At 70.9% G+C, this 17417-nt stretch carries 15 protein-coding genes; 5 read left to right on the plus strand and 10 right to left on the minus strand.

The genetic code is table 11. The features are described 5' to 3' along the window. Positions 1–357: 357 nt before the first annotated feature. Positions 358–969, minus strand: coding sequence for a TetR/AcrR family transcriptional regulator (locus tag RNB18_RS02300; protein WP_394817574.1), 612 nt, complete (start codon positions 967–969; stop codon positions 358–360). Between the two features lie 88 nt (positions 970–1057). Between RNB18_RS02300 and RNB18_RS02305 the strand changes: the two genes are divergently transcribed. Next, complete coding sequence (locus RNB18_RS02305) at positions 1058–2218, plus strand: FAD-dependent oxidoreductase (RefSeq protein WP_311713003.1); 1161 nt, start codon at positions 1058–1060, stop codon at positions 2216–2218. A 27-nt stretch (positions 2219–2245) separates the two neighbouring features. Here the strand turns inward: RNB18_RS02305 and RNB18_RS02310 are convergent, their stop codons facing one another. Then, complete coding sequence (locus RNB18_RS02310) at positions 2246–3331, minus strand: fatty acid desaturase family protein (RefSeq protein WP_311713004.1); 1086 nt, start codon at positions 3329–3331, stop codon at positions 2246–2248. Positions 3332–3764: 433 nt separating this feature from the next. Between RNB18_RS02310 and RNB18_RS02315 the strand changes: the two genes are divergently transcribed. After that, positions 3765–4922 (plus strand): N(5)-(carboxyethyl)ornithine synthase, encoded by a 1158-nt coding sequence (locus RNB18_RS02315; RefSeq protein ID WP_311712425.1) that lies wholly within the window; start codon positions 3765–3767, stop codon positions 4920–4922. Positions 4923–4964: 42 nt separating this feature from the next. On the opposite strand, the gene RNB18_RS02320 is transcribed toward RNB18_RS02315, so the two are convergent. The 4 genes from RNB18_RS02320 to RNB18_RS02335 form a co-directional block, all read right to left on the minus strand. After that, entirely contained in the window at positions 4965–5819 is an 855-nt protein-coding gene (locus tag RNB18_RS02320; RefSeq protein ID WP_311712426.1) for a DUF3592 domain-containing protein, read from the minus strand. Between the two features lie 49 nt (positions 5820–5868). After that, positions 5869–6258, minus strand: coding sequence for a hypothetical protein (locus tag RNB18_RS02325; RefSeq protein ID WP_311712427.1), 390 nt, complete (start codon positions 6256–6258; stop codon positions 5869–5871). 92 nt (positions 6259–6350) lie between these two features. Beyond that, positions 6351–6635 carry a hypothetical protein gene (locus RNB18_RS02330; RefSeq protein ID WP_311712428.1) on the minus strand — a complete coding sequence of 95 codons (285 nt, stop codon included), beginning with the start codon at positions 6633–6635 and terminating at the stop codon, positions 6351–6353. Continuing rightward, positions 6632–7054: a hypothetical protein gene (locus tag RNB18_RS02335; RefSeq protein WP_311712429.1), complete on the minus strand. Its 423-nt coding sequence runs from the start codon at positions 7052–7054 to the stop codon at positions 6632–6634. The genes RNB18_RS02330 and RNB18_RS02335 overlap by 4 nt, the downstream gene beginning before the upstream one ends. Positions 7055–7215: 161 nt before the next feature. Here RNB18_RS02335 and RNB18_RS02340 point away from each other — a divergent pair, with 161 nt between their 5' ends. The 3 genes from RNB18_RS02340 to RNB18_RS02350 are packed head-to-tail and all read left to right on the plus strand — an operon-like array spanning position 7216 to position 13001. After that, on the plus strand, positions 7216–8601 hold the full coding sequence (locus RNB18_RS02340; RefSeq protein ID WP_311712430.1) for a hypothetical protein: 1386 nt from the start codon (positions 7216–7218) through the stop codon (positions 8599–8601). Beyond that, on the plus strand, positions 8601–9995 hold the full coding sequence (locus tag RNB18_RS02345) for a hypothetical protein (RefSeq protein WP_311712431.1): 1395 nt from the start codon (positions 8601–8603) through the stop codon (positions 9993–9995). Before RNB18_RS02340 ends, RNB18_RS02345 begins: the two co-directional genes overlap by 1 nt. 3 nt (positions 9996–9998) lie before the next feature. Next, the gene (locus RNB18_RS02350) at positions 9999–13001 is read left to right on the plus strand and encodes a hypothetical protein (RefSeq protein ID WP_311712432.1); all 3003 of its coding nucleotides are present in this window, start codon (positions 9999–10001) and stop codon (positions 12999–13001) included. A 131-nt stretch (positions 13002–13132) separates the two neighbouring features. Here the strand turns inward: RNB18_RS02350 and RNB18_RS02355 are convergent, their stop codons facing one another. From RNB18_RS02355 to RNB18_RS02370, 4 genes are all read right to left on the minus strand, one after another. Further along, positions 13133–13879 carry a phosphotransferase family protein gene (locus RNB18_RS02355; RefSeq protein ID WP_311712433.1) on the minus strand — a complete coding sequence of 249 codons (747 nt, stop codon included), beginning with the start codon at positions 13877–13879 and terminating at the stop codon, positions 13133–13135. Between the two features lie 244 nt (positions 13880–14123). Further along, complete coding sequence (locus RNB18_RS02360) at positions 14124–15254, minus strand: GH12 family glycosyl hydrolase domain-containing protein (RefSeq protein ID WP_311712434.1); 1131 nt, start codon at positions 15252–15254, stop codon at positions 14124–14126. 158 nt (positions 15255–15412) lie between these two features. Further along, on the minus strand, positions 15413–16435 hold the full coding sequence (locus RNB18_RS02365; protein WP_311712435.1) for a LacI family DNA-binding transcriptional regulator: 1023 nt from the start codon (positions 16433–16435) through the stop codon (positions 15413–15415). A gap of 257 nt (positions 16436–16692) precedes the next feature. Further along, positions 16693–17328: a TetR/AcrR family transcriptional regulator gene (locus tag RNB18_RS02370; RefSeq protein WP_311712436.1), complete on the minus strand. Its 636-nt coding sequence runs from the start codon at positions 17326–17328 to the stop codon at positions 16693–16695. Positions 17329–17417: the final 89 nt, after the last annotated feature.

Here is a 17417-nt window from a genome sequence, read left to right on the forward strand (position 1 = left end):
ACGTCCGTACGGCGACTTCGTGGTCCGCCACATGTTCGCCTTCTCCGGCTGATCACGCAGGTTGATCACGCAGGGCGTCGTGGCCGTCGGCCCATGTCGGACCACCGGGGCGGGCGCGGCCGCTGGCTCCTGTGATGTCTCCGTGCGGCAGGATCCTGACGTGCGGTCATCCGGCTCTCCGCACCCTCGGGAAGGTGTGGGAAGCGTGCGCTGAGGGCGAGCGCTCCTGTGGCCGTGGGCCGGCGTGTGTGGATCTTGAACCCGCTGACGCGCGACCCGCTCTCTGTGGAGGCGGACGAGCGTCGCCACCCCGTTCGGGCAGCGTGGGCGGTACCGGACCGGCCGTTCGGCCGCGCGTCACCTTGAGATGCGGGCTTCGATGCCGTCGAGCAGGAAGTCCAGGCCGATCCGGAAGGTGTCGTCGGCGTCCAGGTGGGCGGCGTCGCGCACCACGGTGGCCAGCGCGGGGAACCGGCCGGTGGCGAAGGTCCGCTCCAGATAGGGCCCGAGCGAGGCCTGCCAACGCTTCTCGTCCATGCCGGTGGCGCGCTCGGCACGCCGTCCGGCGATCTCCCGCCGCACCGCGCCGATCACGTAAGCGTCCACCGCGCCAACCACCGGCATGATGTCGTCCAGGCCGAAGTCGTCCAGTGCGGCCACGATGGCCTCGCCTCTGGCCAGCGCGTGCGGTCCGAGCTGCGGTCGTCCACCGAGCAGGTCCGCGAACCATTTGTGCTGGTGAGCGGTCTGCCGGGTGGTTTCGGCAAGAGACCGCAGCACCTCCCGCCAGTCGTCTCCGACCGGCCGGATCTCGGCATAGGCCGCGTCGACCATCAGGTCGAGCAACTCCTCCTTGCCGGCGATGTAGCTGTACAGCCGCATCGGCCCGACGTCCAGCGCGGTGGCGACCTTGCGCAGCGACACCGCCTCCAGGCCGTCCGCGTCGGCCAACTGGATCGCCGCTCGCACGATCCGCTCCCGGCTCAGTGCGGCCGGTACGGGTCGATTCGGTGGCTCCGGCCTCTCCCACACCAACACGCCGCTGACAATACATCGCATCGGGCGATACAGTGTATCGACCAATACAGCGTATCGAGGGGGGGCAACCACGACCATCGCCATCGTCGGAGCCGGCCTCGGCGGCCTGGCTCTCGCCCGGGTGCTGCACGTGAACGGCATCGACTCCGTCGTGTACGAACGTGAACCGTCACGTGAGGCGCGGGGTCAGGGCGGCATGCTCGACATCCACTCCGGTCAGCGGGCGCTGCGCGAGGCCGGCCTGATCGAGGAGTTCTACGCGATTGCCCGTGGTGAGGGCCAGGACATGCGTCTGCTCGAGCCGGATGGCACCTTGCTGCTCCAGGAGGACACGCCCGACGACGCCCCGCTCGATCGACCCGAGGTCGACCGCGCCGATCTGCGCGACCTGCTGCTGGATTCCCTCCCCGAGGACGCGGTGCGCTGGGGGCACGCGTTCACATCCGCCGACAAGGGCGTGCTGCACTTCGCCGACAGAAGCAGTGCGACATATGACCTGCTGGTCGGTGCGGACGGCGCGCAGTCCCGGGTCCGCCCGCTGCTCACTGACGCCTGCCCGGCGCACATCGGCCAGAACGTCGTCGAGATCGGCATTCCCGACATCAACCGGACGCACCCCGACCTCGCGGCGATGGTCGGGCGGGGCAACTACTGGGTGCTGGGCAACGGAATATCGCTGGGGGCGCAGCGCAACGGCGACGGCCGTGTTCGTATCGGCCTCAGCTTCTACAACACCGCCGAGGACTGGTTCACCAGCAGCGGGATCCCGTTCGACGACCCGGCCGCCGCCCGGGCGCGGCTGATCGAGCTGCTGCCCGGCTGGGACTCACAGGTCACCGCGCTGATCGCGGCCTGCGACGACACGGTCGTGCCGCGGTCGATCAGCGCTCTCCCGACCGGACTGACGTGGCCGTCGACGCCAGACGTCACGCTGATCGGCGATGCCGCGCACCTGATGCCGCCGGTGGGAGAGGGAGCGAACATGGCGCTGCTCGACGGCGCCCTGCTCGGTCTGGCGCTGGCCGCGCATCCGGGCGACTTTCCTGCCGCGGTCGAAGAGTACGAACGCGAGATGTTCGAACGCACCAGTGCCGCCGCCCGGATGTCCGCGGACATCCAGGAATTGCTGACGTCGCCCGATGCCGCCCAGAAAATGCTCGCATTCTTCCAACCTGGCTGAAGGCGTTCACCCACCGGGAGTCGGAGATCAGTACTCCAGTTCGGGTCGGAGGGGACCGCCGACCGCGTGGAGGTGGCGCAGCACCTGGGCGTAGGAATTGAAGAGCCCGGTCTCGTGGTAGGCGATGCCATGCCGGGCGCAGAAGGAGCGTACGAGTTTCTGGGCGTGGCGCAGGCCGGGCCGCGGCATGGACGGGAACAGGTGGTGCTCGATCTGGTAGTTCAGTCCGCCGAGCGCGAAGTCGGTGAACCGGTGCCCGCGGATGTTGCGCGAGGTGAGTACTTGCCGACGCAGGAAGTCGATCCTGTCGTCCTTGGCGAAGATGGGCATGCCCTTGTGGTTGGGAGCGAAAGAGCATCCCATGTACAGCCCGAACAGTCCTTGGTGCACGGCGAGGAAGACCACGGCCTGGAGGGGGGACAGGACCAGGAACAGCGCGGCGAGATAGCCGACCAGATGGGCCGTGAGCAGTCCGGCCTCGGCCAGTTTGGTCGACCGGGAGGTCGTGGTACCGGTGCGCTCGAGCAGTGCCCGTACGCCGGCGACGTGCAGGGCGAGTCCTTCCAGGAGCAGCATCGGGAAGAACAGCCACGCCTGGTGGCGGGCCAGCCAGGCGTACGCCCCGCTCCGGACCCGGGCCTGGTCCGCGGTGAACGCGATCGCGCCGTCGGCGATGTCGGGGTCGCGGTCGACGTGGTTGGGGTGGGAGTGGTGCCGGTTGTGCTTGGAGATCCACCAGCCGTAGCTCAGCCCGATCAGCAGGTCGGCGTGCACGCGGCCGAGGAGGTTGTTGACGCGCTTGGAGCGGGCGATCTGGTGGTGCCCGGCATCGTGCCCGATGAACCCGGTCTGGGTGAACATCACCGCGAGGAAGGCAGCGGTCAGCAGCTGCCACCACGACTGCCCGATCAGGGCGAACGCCGTCCATCCGGCGGCCAGCAGAAGCAGGTTCGCCCCTACCTTGACGGAGTAATAGCCCCGCCGCCGCCGCAGCAGCCCGCTCTGCTTGACCTCGCGGGACAGCAAGGCGTAGTCGCTGCCCCGGCCGCTGGGCGAGTGTTCCGTCGTCCCTGTGTGGTCCGCCGGCTCGGTGCCCCGGTTGACGGTGTCAATGGTCACGGTTTTCCCTTCGAACGCGCGTGAGGGCCGTCGCCGCCGGCGCGGGGGCAGGGCGCCGGAGCGAGAGAAGCCTGTACGGAAGCAGCGCGAGGCAGGCCCGCGCACGGGTCTGCCTCGGAATCGGGGCCCTCAGAACGCGCGAAACCGGTCGGCCTGCATGCCCTTCGGGCCCTGGCCGCCGGTGAATCACTTCGGCGTTCTGTCTTCAACTACAACCACCCGCTACAACGTCCCTGGCACCGGGCAAGTTCCCGGCGGGGCGGGAAGGGGGTCGGCGACGTCCCGACGGGTCGGTTCGGGGACCCGGAGGGGAGTACGGTTGCGGTACCGAGTGCACTTCGTACGCCGTCATCCGTTGCGGCGTCGCCCTCGGGGAACGGCAAAGGCCGGAGTGCACCGCAGCCGGCCGGAAGAGAGCCGCACCCGTATGAGTCTGATGAGCCTCGGAGTACTCGCCTCCTCCCGCAAGGAGAACGAGTTCCGCCTGCCCTTGCACCCTGCCCACCTCGACCGGATCGCCCCGGACATACGCGAGAGAATCTTCCTCGAACAGGGGTACGGCGAGAGGTTCGGCGTTGCCGACGACGCGCTGCGACCGCTCGTGGCCGGCCTGCGCTCCCGCGAGCGAATCGTCGCCGAGAGCGACATCGTGCTGCTGCCCAAACCCACGCATGACGACATCTCCGCGCTGCGCGAGGGCCAGGTGCTGTGGGGATGGCCGCACTGCGTGCAGGACGAGAAGATGACCCAGCTCGGCATCGACCGACGGCTGACCCTGATCGCCTGGGAGGCCATGAACCACTGGACCTCCACGGGCGCCTTCAGCGTCCATGTGTTCCACAAGAACAACGAGCTCGCCGGCTACTGCTCGGTGCTGCACGCCCTGCAGCTCGGCGGGCTGACCGGACACTACGGCCGCCGCCTGCGCGCGGTGGTGATCAGCTTCGGCGCCACGGCGCGCGGAGCGGTCACGGGGCTGGGCGCCATGGGAGTCACCGACGTCACGGTGCTCACCCAGCGTGCCGCCGCGGCGGTGGCCTCGCCGATGCCCTCGGTCGTCATGGCCCACTTCGAGGAGCAGGAGGACGATCCTTCGCGTCTGCGGGCGGTCACCGCGGCCGGTTCCATGCCGCTGGCGGAGTATCTGGCCGGGTTCGACATCATCGTCAACTGTGTCCTGCAGGACACCGACGCACCGCTCACCTTCGTCACCGACGAGGAACTCGCCCTGTTCCGGCCGGGCACCTTCTTCGTCGACGTCGCCTGCGACGAGGGCATGGGTTTCACCTTCGCCCGCCCGACCACCTTCGGCGCGCCCATGCACGAGGTGGGTCCGGGCTGCCACTACTACGCGGTGGATCACAGCCCGTCCCACCTGTGGAACTCCGCCACCTGGGAGATCAGCGAGGCGCTCCTGCCCTACCTGCGCAAGGTCATGAGCGGCCCTACGGCATGGGACACCGACGTCACGGTCAGCAAGGCCATCGAGATGCGCGACGGCGTGGTCCAGAACCCGAAGATCCTCTCCTTCCAGCACCGGGCGGCCGGCTACCCCCACCTCCCCGAGACCGCCCGACAGGGGTAGTAGGTCAAGGCGGTCACTGTGGCCGGGACGGTCCGCGGGCTGTCACAGCAGGATCGCGCCGGTCACGGTCGCCGCTGTTCCGGCGATCAGAAGGATGATGATCGTGCCGACGGCCCTCTCGTTGGCACGGCGGTCGGCCGCGGGGTCGGGTGTGTAGACGGCCGGGTCGGTGGGGGCGTAGTGGATGGTGAGCCGGCGACCGAGGGACCGGCTCGGGTCGGGGATGCCGTCCCGGGACAGGACGGTGACCTCGGTGCCCTCGATGGTGGTGAAGGTGACGACGGGGGCATGGTTGACGATCTCGTCGCCCTCCCCGTCGGTGTAGACGTCCCTGGTGACGGCCACGACACGTGCCGGGACGGCGATGGCCTCGGCCAGCAGGGTGTCGCGGGCGCGGGCCGTGCGGATGTCGGGGCTGAGTGCCGCGAGGGCCGTGACCAGGGCGCCGAAGCCGAGCAGTGCCCACGGGTAGCCCCACAGCACGGTCGCGTGGATCACCAGCCCGATGAGGAGCAGGAGCACTGTGCAGTACGGCCCGTACCGGCCGTTCTTGTCCTCCGGACTGTGCAGCACGACGCGGAACCGGTGCGGCCGCCCGCGCGGGTGGCGCACCTCCACCTCACGGCCCACCCAGGCTTCTTCGATCGAGTCGCCGTGCTTGCCGACGTTCGACAGGACGAACTCCTGACCGGTGGCCGGATCCCGGAACGCGATCGTCACCGGTATCCCGGGTCGCTTCGAGGCGCCGTGCGCCGGCTGCCCCACCTCCACGATGCGCCCCTTCACCCAGACCGCTCGCTGCGCCGGGGTCAGACCGACCAGGGCAAGCCCGTAGCCGAGCAGTGCCAGGCCCGTGGGCAGCACCCACCACAGTCTCAGTACGTCGTCCACGCCCATCCAAGTCCCGCCCCCTCCATGGAAATTCGGCCCGCTCCGATCCAGGCGCTCAGAAATCGACGCGGAACAGGTGATCGGCCGGGTCGACCACGGCCGGGAGCCGCAGGCCCACGCGCAGGGCGGGTTGCTTGGATCGCTTCCAGGTCGCCTCGAACGTCGGGCACCCCGGCCCGCTGATCCGCAGACCGACGATGACACCGGCCTCTTCTCCGTCGTCCCAGTCGGTCATTTCGGTGACTTCCGCCGTCGCCGCCACCCCGACGGTGTCGAGCCGCCGGTTGTACTCCCTCTCGTTGTCGGTGTTGGCCCACAGGACGACGCCGAGCGGAGCGCAGAGCACGGTGCACAGGACGCCCGCGAGCAGGACGCCGGCCGCGGAGCCGGTAAAGCCTGCGACGGTCAGCAGGACCGGCCCGGACAGGCAAAGACCCGCTGCCATGGAGTACAGGAACCGCGCTCCGCACGGACCGATCCTCGAGGTCTGCGTCGGCTCGCGGCCGCTCGAGTCGCCCGCCACCTCAAAGGCGCCGTTCAAAGACGCCCTCTCTCGGCCACGCTCCGCGCCAGCAGGTCCGCCATGGCGTGCAGGCCGGGGAGCCGGTCCGCGTCGTACGGCATGGTGTGATGTCGGCCGGACCTCACGATGATCGTCAGCCTGCGGATCCGCCCCGATTTGAACTCCAGCCGCGGCTCCTCCCGGACGTGGTAACGGGCGGCGTCGACGTAGCCGAACACCTCCAGCACCCGGCCGTCGAAGGAGAGCAGCACCGAGTCGGACGTCGGTGCCTCGTACGGTTCGTACGGTGTCGGGGTCACGGCGCCACGCCGTCCCCGGCGTACAGGTAGCCACCGGGCCGGTCGGGGTCGGCGATCAGCAGTACCTGGTCGCCGACCCGGGGAATCCGCAGCTTCGAGACGATGGTCTGGAGGGCGACCTGGTCGGCCGCTCCGGAAGGCTGGAGGACCAGGTCGACGACCGGGTCGAAGTTGACCAGCTTGCCGGTGTCGGCGAGCGACACGACCACGGCCTGCGTGGTCGGCGCCCCCGCGGCCAGCAACTGCTGTACGCCGAGGCCCGAGTTGTACGCGCCCATCGTCTGCTGGACCCGGGCGAAGTCGTCCGCGCCGAGGAACGCGCGCGTGGCGCGGCCGTAGAAGCCCTTGCCGTCCGCCACCTGGGCGGCGATCTCGGAGGCCCGCTCCTCGCGGCTCTTGCGCTTTCCGAAGATTCCCATGGTGTTCTCCCCTTCTGGTGGCCGGGTCACGCGGTGGGCCGTGCCGGTCACGGTTGGCTGTTCGCCGTCGCTCCTGCCTGACGAGAGAGACGCTAGGCGGCCGGCAACTCCTACCGATCCCAGGTTCGTTCGCCTGTTTGAGGTCGGCGTACGCTCCTCACATGCCACCGCCCCCGAGCCAGCCGACCGGCGTGCGCCGACCGCGCGCCATGGTCATCGACCACGCCTGGCGTGGTCTCGGTCCGGGGCTCGAATCGCTGAGCGGCCCCGGCGGGGCACCGTTGACCCGGACGGTCAAACTGATCGTGCTGCCGCTGGTCGTCCGGCCCGCGCTGCGCCCCGAATTCGCCGGGGACTTCCTCGGCCCGGCCGAGGCCGCCGGCCTCGACGGTCTGATCCGTCGGTCCGGTGCGCTTCTCGTGGCGACGGCACAGTGGTTCACGCTGCTCAAAAGGACCCGCCGGGCACTGGGCATCGTGGCGGGCAACCCCCAGGACCTGTACTTTCAGCGCTGCTTCGAACTGGCCACCGAGCACGGAGCGCCCTCGGGCGACGCGGACGCGACGGACAGGGCCAGGGCCGCCGTCGAGGACGTGGCGGAGACGGCCGACGGGCGCACGGTGGAAGCACTGAAGGGCTATCTGTCCGACGCCGCCCGGCGCGCCCGGCTCGACGGAGAGCTCGCCGCCGCTTGGGAGAGCCGGCTCTCGGGCCCGGCCCCGAGCAGCGACGCGAGCGCGGCGGTCGACCTGGCGGCCGTGGCTCTGGACGCCTGCGGCACGCCGGGCCGGTCGGGAGAGGCACCGGAGTACGCGGCCCTGGTCGAGGCCGGGCACGGAGAGCTGTTCGGCCGGGCTCTGTGGGCGCACGGGGGCGGAGTCTGGCGGCGGGGCGACCTGCCGGCACATCTGGGACTGACCGCGCACCAGGTGCCACCGCGTCCGCAGGTCGGCCGTGGCGCCTCGACGGCCACGCTTCCCGCCCCGCTGGACCGCACCCTCTTCGAACGGCTCTTCGTCGTCCTGCAGTCGTCGGCCCGGCGGGAGGAACTGCCGCCGGTACCGGAACTGGTCGGCCGGGAGACCGGCCGCAGCTGCGCCCCGCTCGGCCTGCACGACGAGAGCCTGCGCGTCGCCGTGGTCCTCGGCGGCCGGCTCGCGGTGGGCCTCGATCCGCTGGGCACCGGGGAACCCGTGCTGGGCGGGACCGCGGCACACCGAGCAGTCAACAGCCGCTGGCGCCGGGAGGCCTCGGTCCTGCGCGCCCGCAGAATGACCGTCTCCCCGCACCCCGATCCGGACGGCGGCGTCCTGGACGCCCTCGCCCAGGACCTCCGCACGCCGTGGGCCGCCTACATGCGGCGGCTGTGGGTACGGCTGCACGGGCGGGACGTTCGCGACGCGCCCCTGGAGGACCTCGCAGCAGCCTGGGCGGTGCTCGACGGGGTCGCCCGCTCGGTGATGATGGACCACCGCGCCAAGGTCCGGTCGGCGCTGCGCGCCCTGTCAAAGGCCCCCACACGGGTGGCCGAGCCGAGGAGTGCGTGATGGCGCGGGCCCACGTCGACGTCACGCGGCGCGAGGACGGCACGATCCGGATCGACGCCGCCCCGGTCGCCGGTTCCGCGGCCCAGGACGACGAGCCCGCCGGATCCGCGGTTCACGACGACGAGGTCGCCGGATCCGCCGGGTACGACGACGAGTTCGCCGGGGGCCCCGACTTCACCCGGGCCGTCCTCGATGTCGCGGGTGCCATGCTGACCTGGCCCGTTCTCGGCGTCCCCGGCCCGCCGTCCGCGGAGGTCCACGACAGGGGACGCGCCCAGCAGTGGCTGTGGGCTCTCTACGGCGAGCACGTCGCCACCGCCGTCCACGACCGTACGGCGGCGGAGCCGGACGGGGTGCGGGTGGCGGCGGATCCGACCGATCTCGCCGGCAGCGCGGCCCGGCTCGCCCTCGGGCACTGGGCGGCCAGGTGGTGGCCCGCGTCGTACCCGAACGGGATACCGGCACTCCAACCCGACGTCCTAGGACTGGAGTTGGCCGCGCTCACCCACCGGTGCCAGCAGCTCTTCGACGGCGAGGGGGACCAGCCCGACGACTGCACGGCCGAACTGATCGAGGAGCACCGGGACGCCCTCGACCCGCTCGTCCAGTGGTGGCGCGCGGCCCCCCAGTCGGCGGACACGGCACGCCACCTGGAGAGCGTCCTGCGCCTCATCGACCACGCGGCGGAGACCATCGGACTGGACGGGCCGGCCCTGCGCCACCTCCGGTCGTCCCTGGGCCAGCGCCGTCCGGCCGGTGTACTGCTCGACCCCGGTTCCCTGTTCGCACGGGACGGCGGCTACGCCCTCGCGGCGGGCGAACAGCTCGTCGCGGGCGGCCGGGTGATCGCCCGGGGCTCGGGGACCAACGACTGGCGCCGCTACCCGCCCGGCTTCGTCGACGCGGCCGAGGACGCGGTGTCCTGGACCGCCCGCGCGCTCGGCGCGCGACGCCGGATCGAGGTCGAAGTCGTCGCCCACACCGCCGCACCCCCCGCCGGTGCGCCGCTCGTCGCGGAGGTCCGCGTGAACGGTGGCCGCCCGAAGCGGGTGCAGCTCACCAGGACGGACGACAGGTGGACCGGCCGGGCGGACCTGGATCCAGGCCTGCTCGGCGGGACCGAGCCGCCGCGCATCGAGGTCGGTGTCCTGCTGCCCGGCTTCGATCCGGGCCCCTTCGATCCGAGCCCGTTCGATCCTGGCTCCGGCTCGGATCCGGTCCCCGGCGAGGACCGGGGCCGCATCGCCCGGGACGCGATCCGTGCCCTGGCCCGGCGGCGACTGAACGCCGCGGCGGAGCGCCTGACGTACGACACGTCGCCGTACGACGTCTCCTGGGGTCCGTTCCTCGCCGAAACCGTCGCCGCCGCCGGCCCTACCGGTGAGGACTACTGAGAGATGCCGGAAACAAGCCGGGAAGACGGCGAGCACGAAGAGAACGCGGCGGTGACGCAGTTGTACGGGGAGCCGTTCGACAGCGGTCTGGCCCTGGCCGAGCAGCACCAGCTGGCGGCCGATCTCACGGCCGCGTGCGCCGTCTACGAGCAACTGTTGACCTTGGCCGAGTCCATCGAGGACTCACCCGACGTGCAATTCCTGCGGGCGCATCTGCTGGCGAACATCGCCAGCGTCCGGCTCACCGCCACGGACCTGGTCGCGGCGGAGGACGCCGTCGAGCGGTCCCGTGCCCTGCTCGACGGCATCGCCTCGGCGCCGATGGGACCGCGTGGCCGGCAACTGTGGCTGGAGATGATGCTGAGGACGCTGCTCGCCAGAGCCGACCTGCTGCGCAGGACCGGACGCCTGGACGAGGCGCTGGCCTGTCTCGACGAGGCGGCGCTCAGACTGCCCGAGTTCCACGACCCCGAGGGACTGCGCACGTCCGAACTCGGTCTGAACCGGGTTCATCTGCTGATCGAGCGGAGCGAGTGGGGAGCGGCCGAGGAGCAGGCCTCGGCCCTGCTGTCCACCACACCGGCGACCGCGGTGGAGACCATCCCGCGCCTGCTGATCGCCCTCGGCCTGATCTGCGCCTCGACCGGGCGGTTCGATCCGGCCGAGGACTACTTCGCCCGCGCGGAGGACGCTCTGCGGGCGACGGGGGACACCGGTGAACTGCAATCGCTTCTCGCGCACCGGGCGTACACGGCGATGCACCGGGGCGACTTCGACCTCGCGGAGCAGCTGTTCGCCGAGGCCTCCGAGTTCTTCGAGCGGCAGCGACAGTACGGGGACCTGGCCGTCTGTGAACAGGCGCGGGCCTTTCTCGCCGGCCGGCGTGGTGACAGCACCGGCGCGGACGACCTGATGGCGGCGAGCCTGTCCCGGTTCGAACAACTCGGCGCCTCGATCGCCGCCGCCGACACCATGCTCCTGGGCGCCCAACACGCCTACGACCGCGGCGACATCACGGAGATGCAGCGGCTGGCCCAGGAAGCCCGGGACGTGTACCAGGCGCGAGAGGTCCACGAGCGGTGCGCACAGGTCGACCTCATGCTCGCGCGAACCCTTGAGGACAACCTGAACCGCACAGACCACGGCGACCACGAACGCAAGTCCGTCGACAACGCGCTCTCCCTCGCCCTGCCCGCCGCGCTGGCCCTGGAGGCGGCGCGCTACGGCTTCGCCACCGCCCATGCCCGCAGCCAATGGCTGGAACTCGCCGACGACGCCATGCGGTTGGTCTTCCGTCTCGCCGTACGCCGACAGGACCAGGGGCTGCTCTTCGAACTGGTGGAACACCGCTGCGCGGGCGCCTCCCTGGCACTGGACCGCACGCCGTCGGCGCCGCCCGCCTCGCCTGGCGGGGACGCCAGGGCCTCCGGAGAGACCGGAGAGACCGGAGAGAGCGTCTCGGTCTTCCCGAGTGCGGCGATGAAGATGTACGGGCACGTCGACGGCCCGACGACGCTCGGGGGAGTCGCCGCGGACGCCGCCGCATCCGCCGGCCTGCGCGTCGCGCCACCGCCGAAGGTGCGGATGTCGCAGGAGTCCGGCCGGGTCGCGCTCCAGGAGTACATCGCGGCGGCCGAGTTCCGCTATCACCGGCGGATCGTGGACGAGGAGGAGGTGCCGTTCTGGATCACCGACGACCTGACGAGCCGCCCGGTCGTGCAGGTCCGGCTGGCCGACGCCGGCGACCTGTTCATGACCTGGACGTGGGCCGGCGGAGCCCGGGGGTTCGGAACGGGCCACGGACCGGCCGAGGAGGTCGACCGGGCGGTGCGTGCGCTGGCCGCAGCGCTGCCGGGGCCGGGCGCGGCAACGGAGGGAATGCGGCAGGCCTTCGCGTCGGGAGCGATGACCGATCCCCGCAACGAGCACGCACTCGCGCGTGCGCTGGCCGAGGCGGTGTGGCCGGAGGGACTGACGGCGCAGATACGGCAGGTGTCGGCGCGCGCGGGCCGTCCGCTGGTGCGGATCCAGCCCTCCCCCCGGGTCGCCCAAGTCCCTTGGGAACTGCTCGCCGTCGACGCCGAGAGCGACGTACGGCTGATCGATCTGGCGGACGTCGTGACCACCGCGCCGACGTCACTGCGGCGGCCTGATCCGGGGCCGTATCCCCGTCCCGCCCTGGATGCCGGGGTACACCGCGACCCCGCCGCATCCCCCGACACCGATACCGACACGGTCGTTCTCGTCCTCGACCCACGGATCCCCGGATTCCGCGCCGACTCCCCGCTCGGCTCGGTCTTGGGACCGCCCGGCTCGGACCCTGAGCTGTTCGCGTTCGTCCAAAGCCGTCTCGACGCGGGCGCCGTCGTGCCGTCCGTCGCCACTCCGGCCGAGGCCTTCCGCCGTACCGATCTGGACCGGGACTGGCTGAGCGGCGCGCTCCGGAAGGGGGCACGCCGACTGATGTACGTCGGGCACGTGAGCGGCGCGCCGGTCGAGGGCGGCCAGAGTGAGGACGGCACGCTCCATCTGTGCTGCGGTCCGGGCACCGCCGGCCTGGCCGAGACGGTCCGTACCCATCGCCCCCTGTCCGCCAAGGATCTGTTGCTGGGCACCCTTCCCCTGCGTGCCGATGGAGAGCCGGGGGCGCGGATCTGGCCCGCGCCGCCGCGGGTCGCTCTCATCGGCTGCGAGAGCGGCGGCGATCTCCGGTTCGCCGAGTCGTTCGGCCTGGCCACGGCGATGCTCCACAACGGCGCCGAGTTGGTGACGGCCACCCGCTGGGTGCTGCCGACGAGCTTCGCGTTCCACCGCCTGGCCGGCCTGCCCGAGTCCGTCCGCCCGCTGTCCGCGGCGGTGGTCGCCGTCGACACCGCCCACGAGGACCAGGACCCCGTGGGCCGCCTCGGCCGTTGGCAGCGCGAACAACTGGACCACTGGCGGTCCGACGGCCGGATCGAGCACTCACCCCTGCTGTGGGCGGCCATGACCTGCATCGTCGTGTGAGCCTCACGATGCCTGCGCGCGAGGACGACGAGCGGCGGGCGCTGGTGGAGTGCGCGTTCCGACAGCTTCTCCCGGGGTTCAGCCCCGCTGAGGTCGGATGCCGGACTCACCAACCCCTCCTTCGCGAGTAATCACATCCGGGATCTCAGCACGTCGACCTCACAGCCCGGTGCGAACGCGTCGAAGCCGTGCTCGATCAGCCAGCGAACAATCAGCAGGCTTCGCAACGACCACCACCCGTGGATCACGTCGAGGTCGATGTCGGTGCCGTAACCGGCGATGACGTCATCGAGGTGTTCCTCGTGTCCGAGCGTGAAGGTGGCGAGGTCGTACAGTGCATCTCCCTGGCCCGCCTCGGACCAGTCGATGATGCCGGTGACCTCGTCGCCGTCGACGAAGACGTGCGCGATCTGCAGGTCGCCGTGCGTGAACGACGGAGTCCACGGGCGGAGCGCGGCCTCGGCGACCTGACGGTTGCGGGTGACCAGGCCGGCGGGCAGGACGCCGTTCGTCACGAGCCACTCGCACTCCTGGTCGAGTTCCGCCGTCAGCGCGGCGATGCTCCGGCCGGCCTGGCCCGGCCTGGGCGGCAGGGGCGCGTCGTGCAGCTTCCGGATGGCGGCGCCCGCCGCGGCCCACGCCGCCGGCGACCCGGTCGACGGCCCGCCGAGGCGCCCGAGCGTTGTCCCCGGGAGAGCGGCGATCGCGAGCACGGGCGGCTTGCGCCACAGCACCTTTGGGGTCGGGACCGGCGCGAGGGCCATCACTTCGACCTCGACGTCGATGCGTGTCTGATCGGCGTCCACCTTCAAGAACACGTCGCCGACGCGCAGAGTCGCGCGCTCGGAATGGGCGACCACGACTTTGACCTCATCCATGGGCGACCAGTATCCCGGGGACGATCGCCGACGTCGCCAGGTTTATCGCGTGCGATTGCGCCGGCGCGGTCCAGGCCAGGTAGCTGGAGGAACTCCTCGATCCCCAGGCGGTGGATCTTGCTCCCAGTCGAGTCGGCGCGCGTCGGCTTTCGTCGTCACCCACCAGGACGGGATCACCTCGCGCCCTCCGGGGCCCGCACGCCGACGTGGCGGAATCAGGCGGGTCCCGGAGGACGAGTGTGTGTCACACGGTGGCGCAGGCGGTGCCGTTGAGCGTGAAGGCGGAGGGCTTGGCGAAGGTTCCGCCGGAGGTGCCCTGGAACCCGAAGGTTGCCCGGCCGCCGGCCGCCAGCTCGCTGTTGTGGCTCACGTTGCTCGCTGTGACCGCGCCTGACGACCCGGAGAGGTTCGCGTTCCAGGCGCCGGTGATCTGCTGCCCGGAGGGGAGGGCGAACGCGAGCTTCCAGCCGCTGACGGGGGAGGCGCCGGTGTTGGTGATGGTGACGTCGGCGGTGAAGCCGCCCTGCCAGGCGCTCGTCCCGTAGGCCACCGCGCAGGCCGTGGAGCCTCCGGGGGTGCCCGGGCCGCCGGAGGTGCCCTTGTTGACGGTGGAGGAGAACGAGTTCACGGCGAGGCCGGCGCCGTTCTGCCAGGGCTCGAAACCGGCCTGAACACTCGTCAGGTACCAGCTGTTCTGGGCGATTCCCCGGGAGACGGCCTGCCGGACGAAGTCCATGACGTCGAAGTTCCAGCTGGTGATCGCCGACGGTGCGACGAAGGAGAGTACGTCGTTCGAGCCGTTGTTGCCCGACCACACCTGCCAGTCGCGCCCGCCCACGTTGGCGTTGCCGACCGGGGAGCCGATGGGCTGGACGGGCCCGACCTTGTTGAACCAGATCATGATCTCGGTCCGGTTCACGCCGTCGGTGCGGGGCGTGGGGTCGAGCCAGATGTCGTACGCGGCGTCGTACACAGCATTGTTGACGTAGTTGAAGGAGATGCTCGAGGGCGCGGTCGAGATGGAGCTGAGCTGAGCGGGGAGGTTGGTGCCGGGAGAGCAGTTGGTGTAGTGGCAGCCGTTGTAGACGGACGGGTAGGACTTCGGGGCGCCGTTCGTCGGGACGGATCCGTCGGCCTGGGCGATCCTGAATCCCGAGTCGGTCGCGGTGATGCACTGGGTGGCGCTGGTGCCCCAGCGGTTGTTCTGGACCACGTAGCGACCCTGGATGGTCGTCGTACCGAAGGTCTCGCAGATGGTGGTGTCGGCCTGCGCGACGGGGGCGGTGGTCAGCAGCGCGGCGAGCGAGACGAGCGAGGTGAGCAGCGCGCCGAGCAGGCCACGCGCGCGGCGGGCATGGTGCGTTGAAGGACGCATGCGGTTCCTCTTCAGGGGTGGGGGAGAGGTGACGGGGAAGCGCTCGCAACTCCTAGTGAATGGGAGCGCTCCCAATTTTGGGTTCGCCAGGACTGTAGGGAGTGCTCAGGTCCATGACAAGGCTGTCGGCAGGAACATCTTGAGCCGATTTGGGAGCCTCAGGTCGACTCGCGGACCACCAGCTCCGTCCGGAGGATGACGTGACGCCAGGCCACGGCGCCCTCCTCCATCTCCTCCAGGAGCAGCCGGATCATGGCCCGCCCGACCTCCTCGATCGGCTGGCGCACCGTCGTCAGCCGTGGTTCGGTCCGCTGAGCCAGCGGAAAGTCGTCGAAGCCGATCACGGCGACGTCCTCGGGCACCCGGCGTCCGGCCGCGCGGAGGGCCTCCAGGGCTCCCGCGGCTGTGGTGTCCGACGCGGCGAGGACACCGTCGATGTCCGGATGCCGTTCGAGGAGCTCGGCCATGGCGCGGCGCCCGCTCTCCGCCGTGAAGTCGCTTTCGGCGACGCGCGTCCGCTCGACCCCCAGGCCCGCCAGCGCCAGAGCCTCTTCGTAGCCGCGCAGCCGGCACTGGGCGGCGTGCAGGTCGAGCGGCCCGGTGATGGTGGCTATGATCCTGCGGCCCCGCTGTACAAGGTGGGAGACGGCACTGCGCGCTCCGCCGACGTTGTCCATGTCGACGTAGCTGACGTACTCGTCTCCGGAGCGGCGGCCCAGCAGCACCGTCGGCAGCCGGGCCTCGGCGAGCATGTCCGGCAGCGGATCGCCGGCGTGCACGGACATCAGCAGGACACCGTCGACCCGGCCGCCGCGCGCGTACTCGAGGAAGCGCTGCCGTTCGGTGTCCGAGCGGACCAGGGTCAGCATCAACTGCATTCCGGTGTCGGTCAGGGCGTCCCCGAGCGAGGTCACGATCTCGGAGAAGAAGGGCTCCGCGAACTGCCGCCAGTCCGGCTCCGTCATGACCAGGGCGACGGCGTCCGCCCGCCGCCCGGCCAGGGAACGGGCCGCGAGATTGGGCACGTAACCGAGTTCGTCGATGGCCTGCTGCACGGCCCGGCGTGTCGACTCCTTCACGCCCGCGGCGTTGTTGATGACGCGGGAGACCGTGCCTCGTCCCACCCGCGCGTGGGCGGCGACCTCCTCCAGCGTCGGTGCTTCCGGGCGTCGCCTGCCCATGCCACCTCCCCCAAGAGATCACCGATCTTACCGATCGGAGGGGATCGCGCACGGGACTTCACCAGGGGCGTGGTTACGGACGGTCGTCCTGCCCTCAATGGTTGGGAGCGCTCCCGAACCGAGAGGGCGGCCCCGGGGGTGGGGCCGCACGGTCGGGTGACCCCGTCGCCTTGTGACGCGGTCGTGTGCGCGAGCTCCGGCGGGGCCTGCTCAAGGCACCTTTCGGCCGGGCTCGTCGTCCAGCGGGCAAGGGTCGGTCATGCCGCGTCGGGAAGAGGTCGTCGGGCGACCTCGTGGGCCTCGTCGGGCGGCACGCCCAGCATCCGCAGGACCATCTCGGCCAGGTTCACCGCGGACTCGTCACCGTCCAGGTCGGGGCGGGCGAAGCGCAGCTCCACCAGGGACAGCAGGGTGCCGCCCAGTGCGGACAGGGCGACCGCGGGATCCAGGGCGGTGAAGCGGCCGGAGGCCATGCCGACCTCGAGGTCGCGCAGTGCCCGCCGGACCAGACCGTTGTCCGAGTGGAGGTGTCCGAGGCCGCGACGGCGCAGGACCTGCATCAGCTCCGGGTGCGAGTCGGCCATGCGGGCGCTGAGCCGGAAGCCCGCCGCGACGAGTTCCGCCGGGTCGTCGATCCCGGCCAGACGCTCGTCGAAGCTCTGGCCGAACTCCTCCAGGGCGTCCACCACCGCCGCCTCGAACAGCTCGGTCTTCGACTCGAAGTGGTTGTAGAAGGAGCCGAAGCCGACATCGGCGCGCTCCGCGATCGCCTGGATGCTGGCGCCGGTGTCCCCGGTCTCGGCGAGTATCTGCCGGGCCGCGCGAATGAGAGCGCCACGGGTTTCGGCGCGGCGCCGCTCGAAGCGATTGCTGGGCGGGGCTGACGTAGGCATGCGCGGAGTCTACCCGCGAGGGCGATGACAACAGCAGCTCTGATGGATTCATCAATTACCTGCCGGGAACGTCTTGACGAGGAGGCCGT

It is taken from the genome of Streptomyces doebereineriae, assembly GCF_031845645.1.
In the GTDB taxonomy this organism is placed as follows: Bacteria; Actinomycetota; Actinomycetes; order Streptomycetales; family Streptomycetaceae; genus Streptomyces; species Streptomyces canus.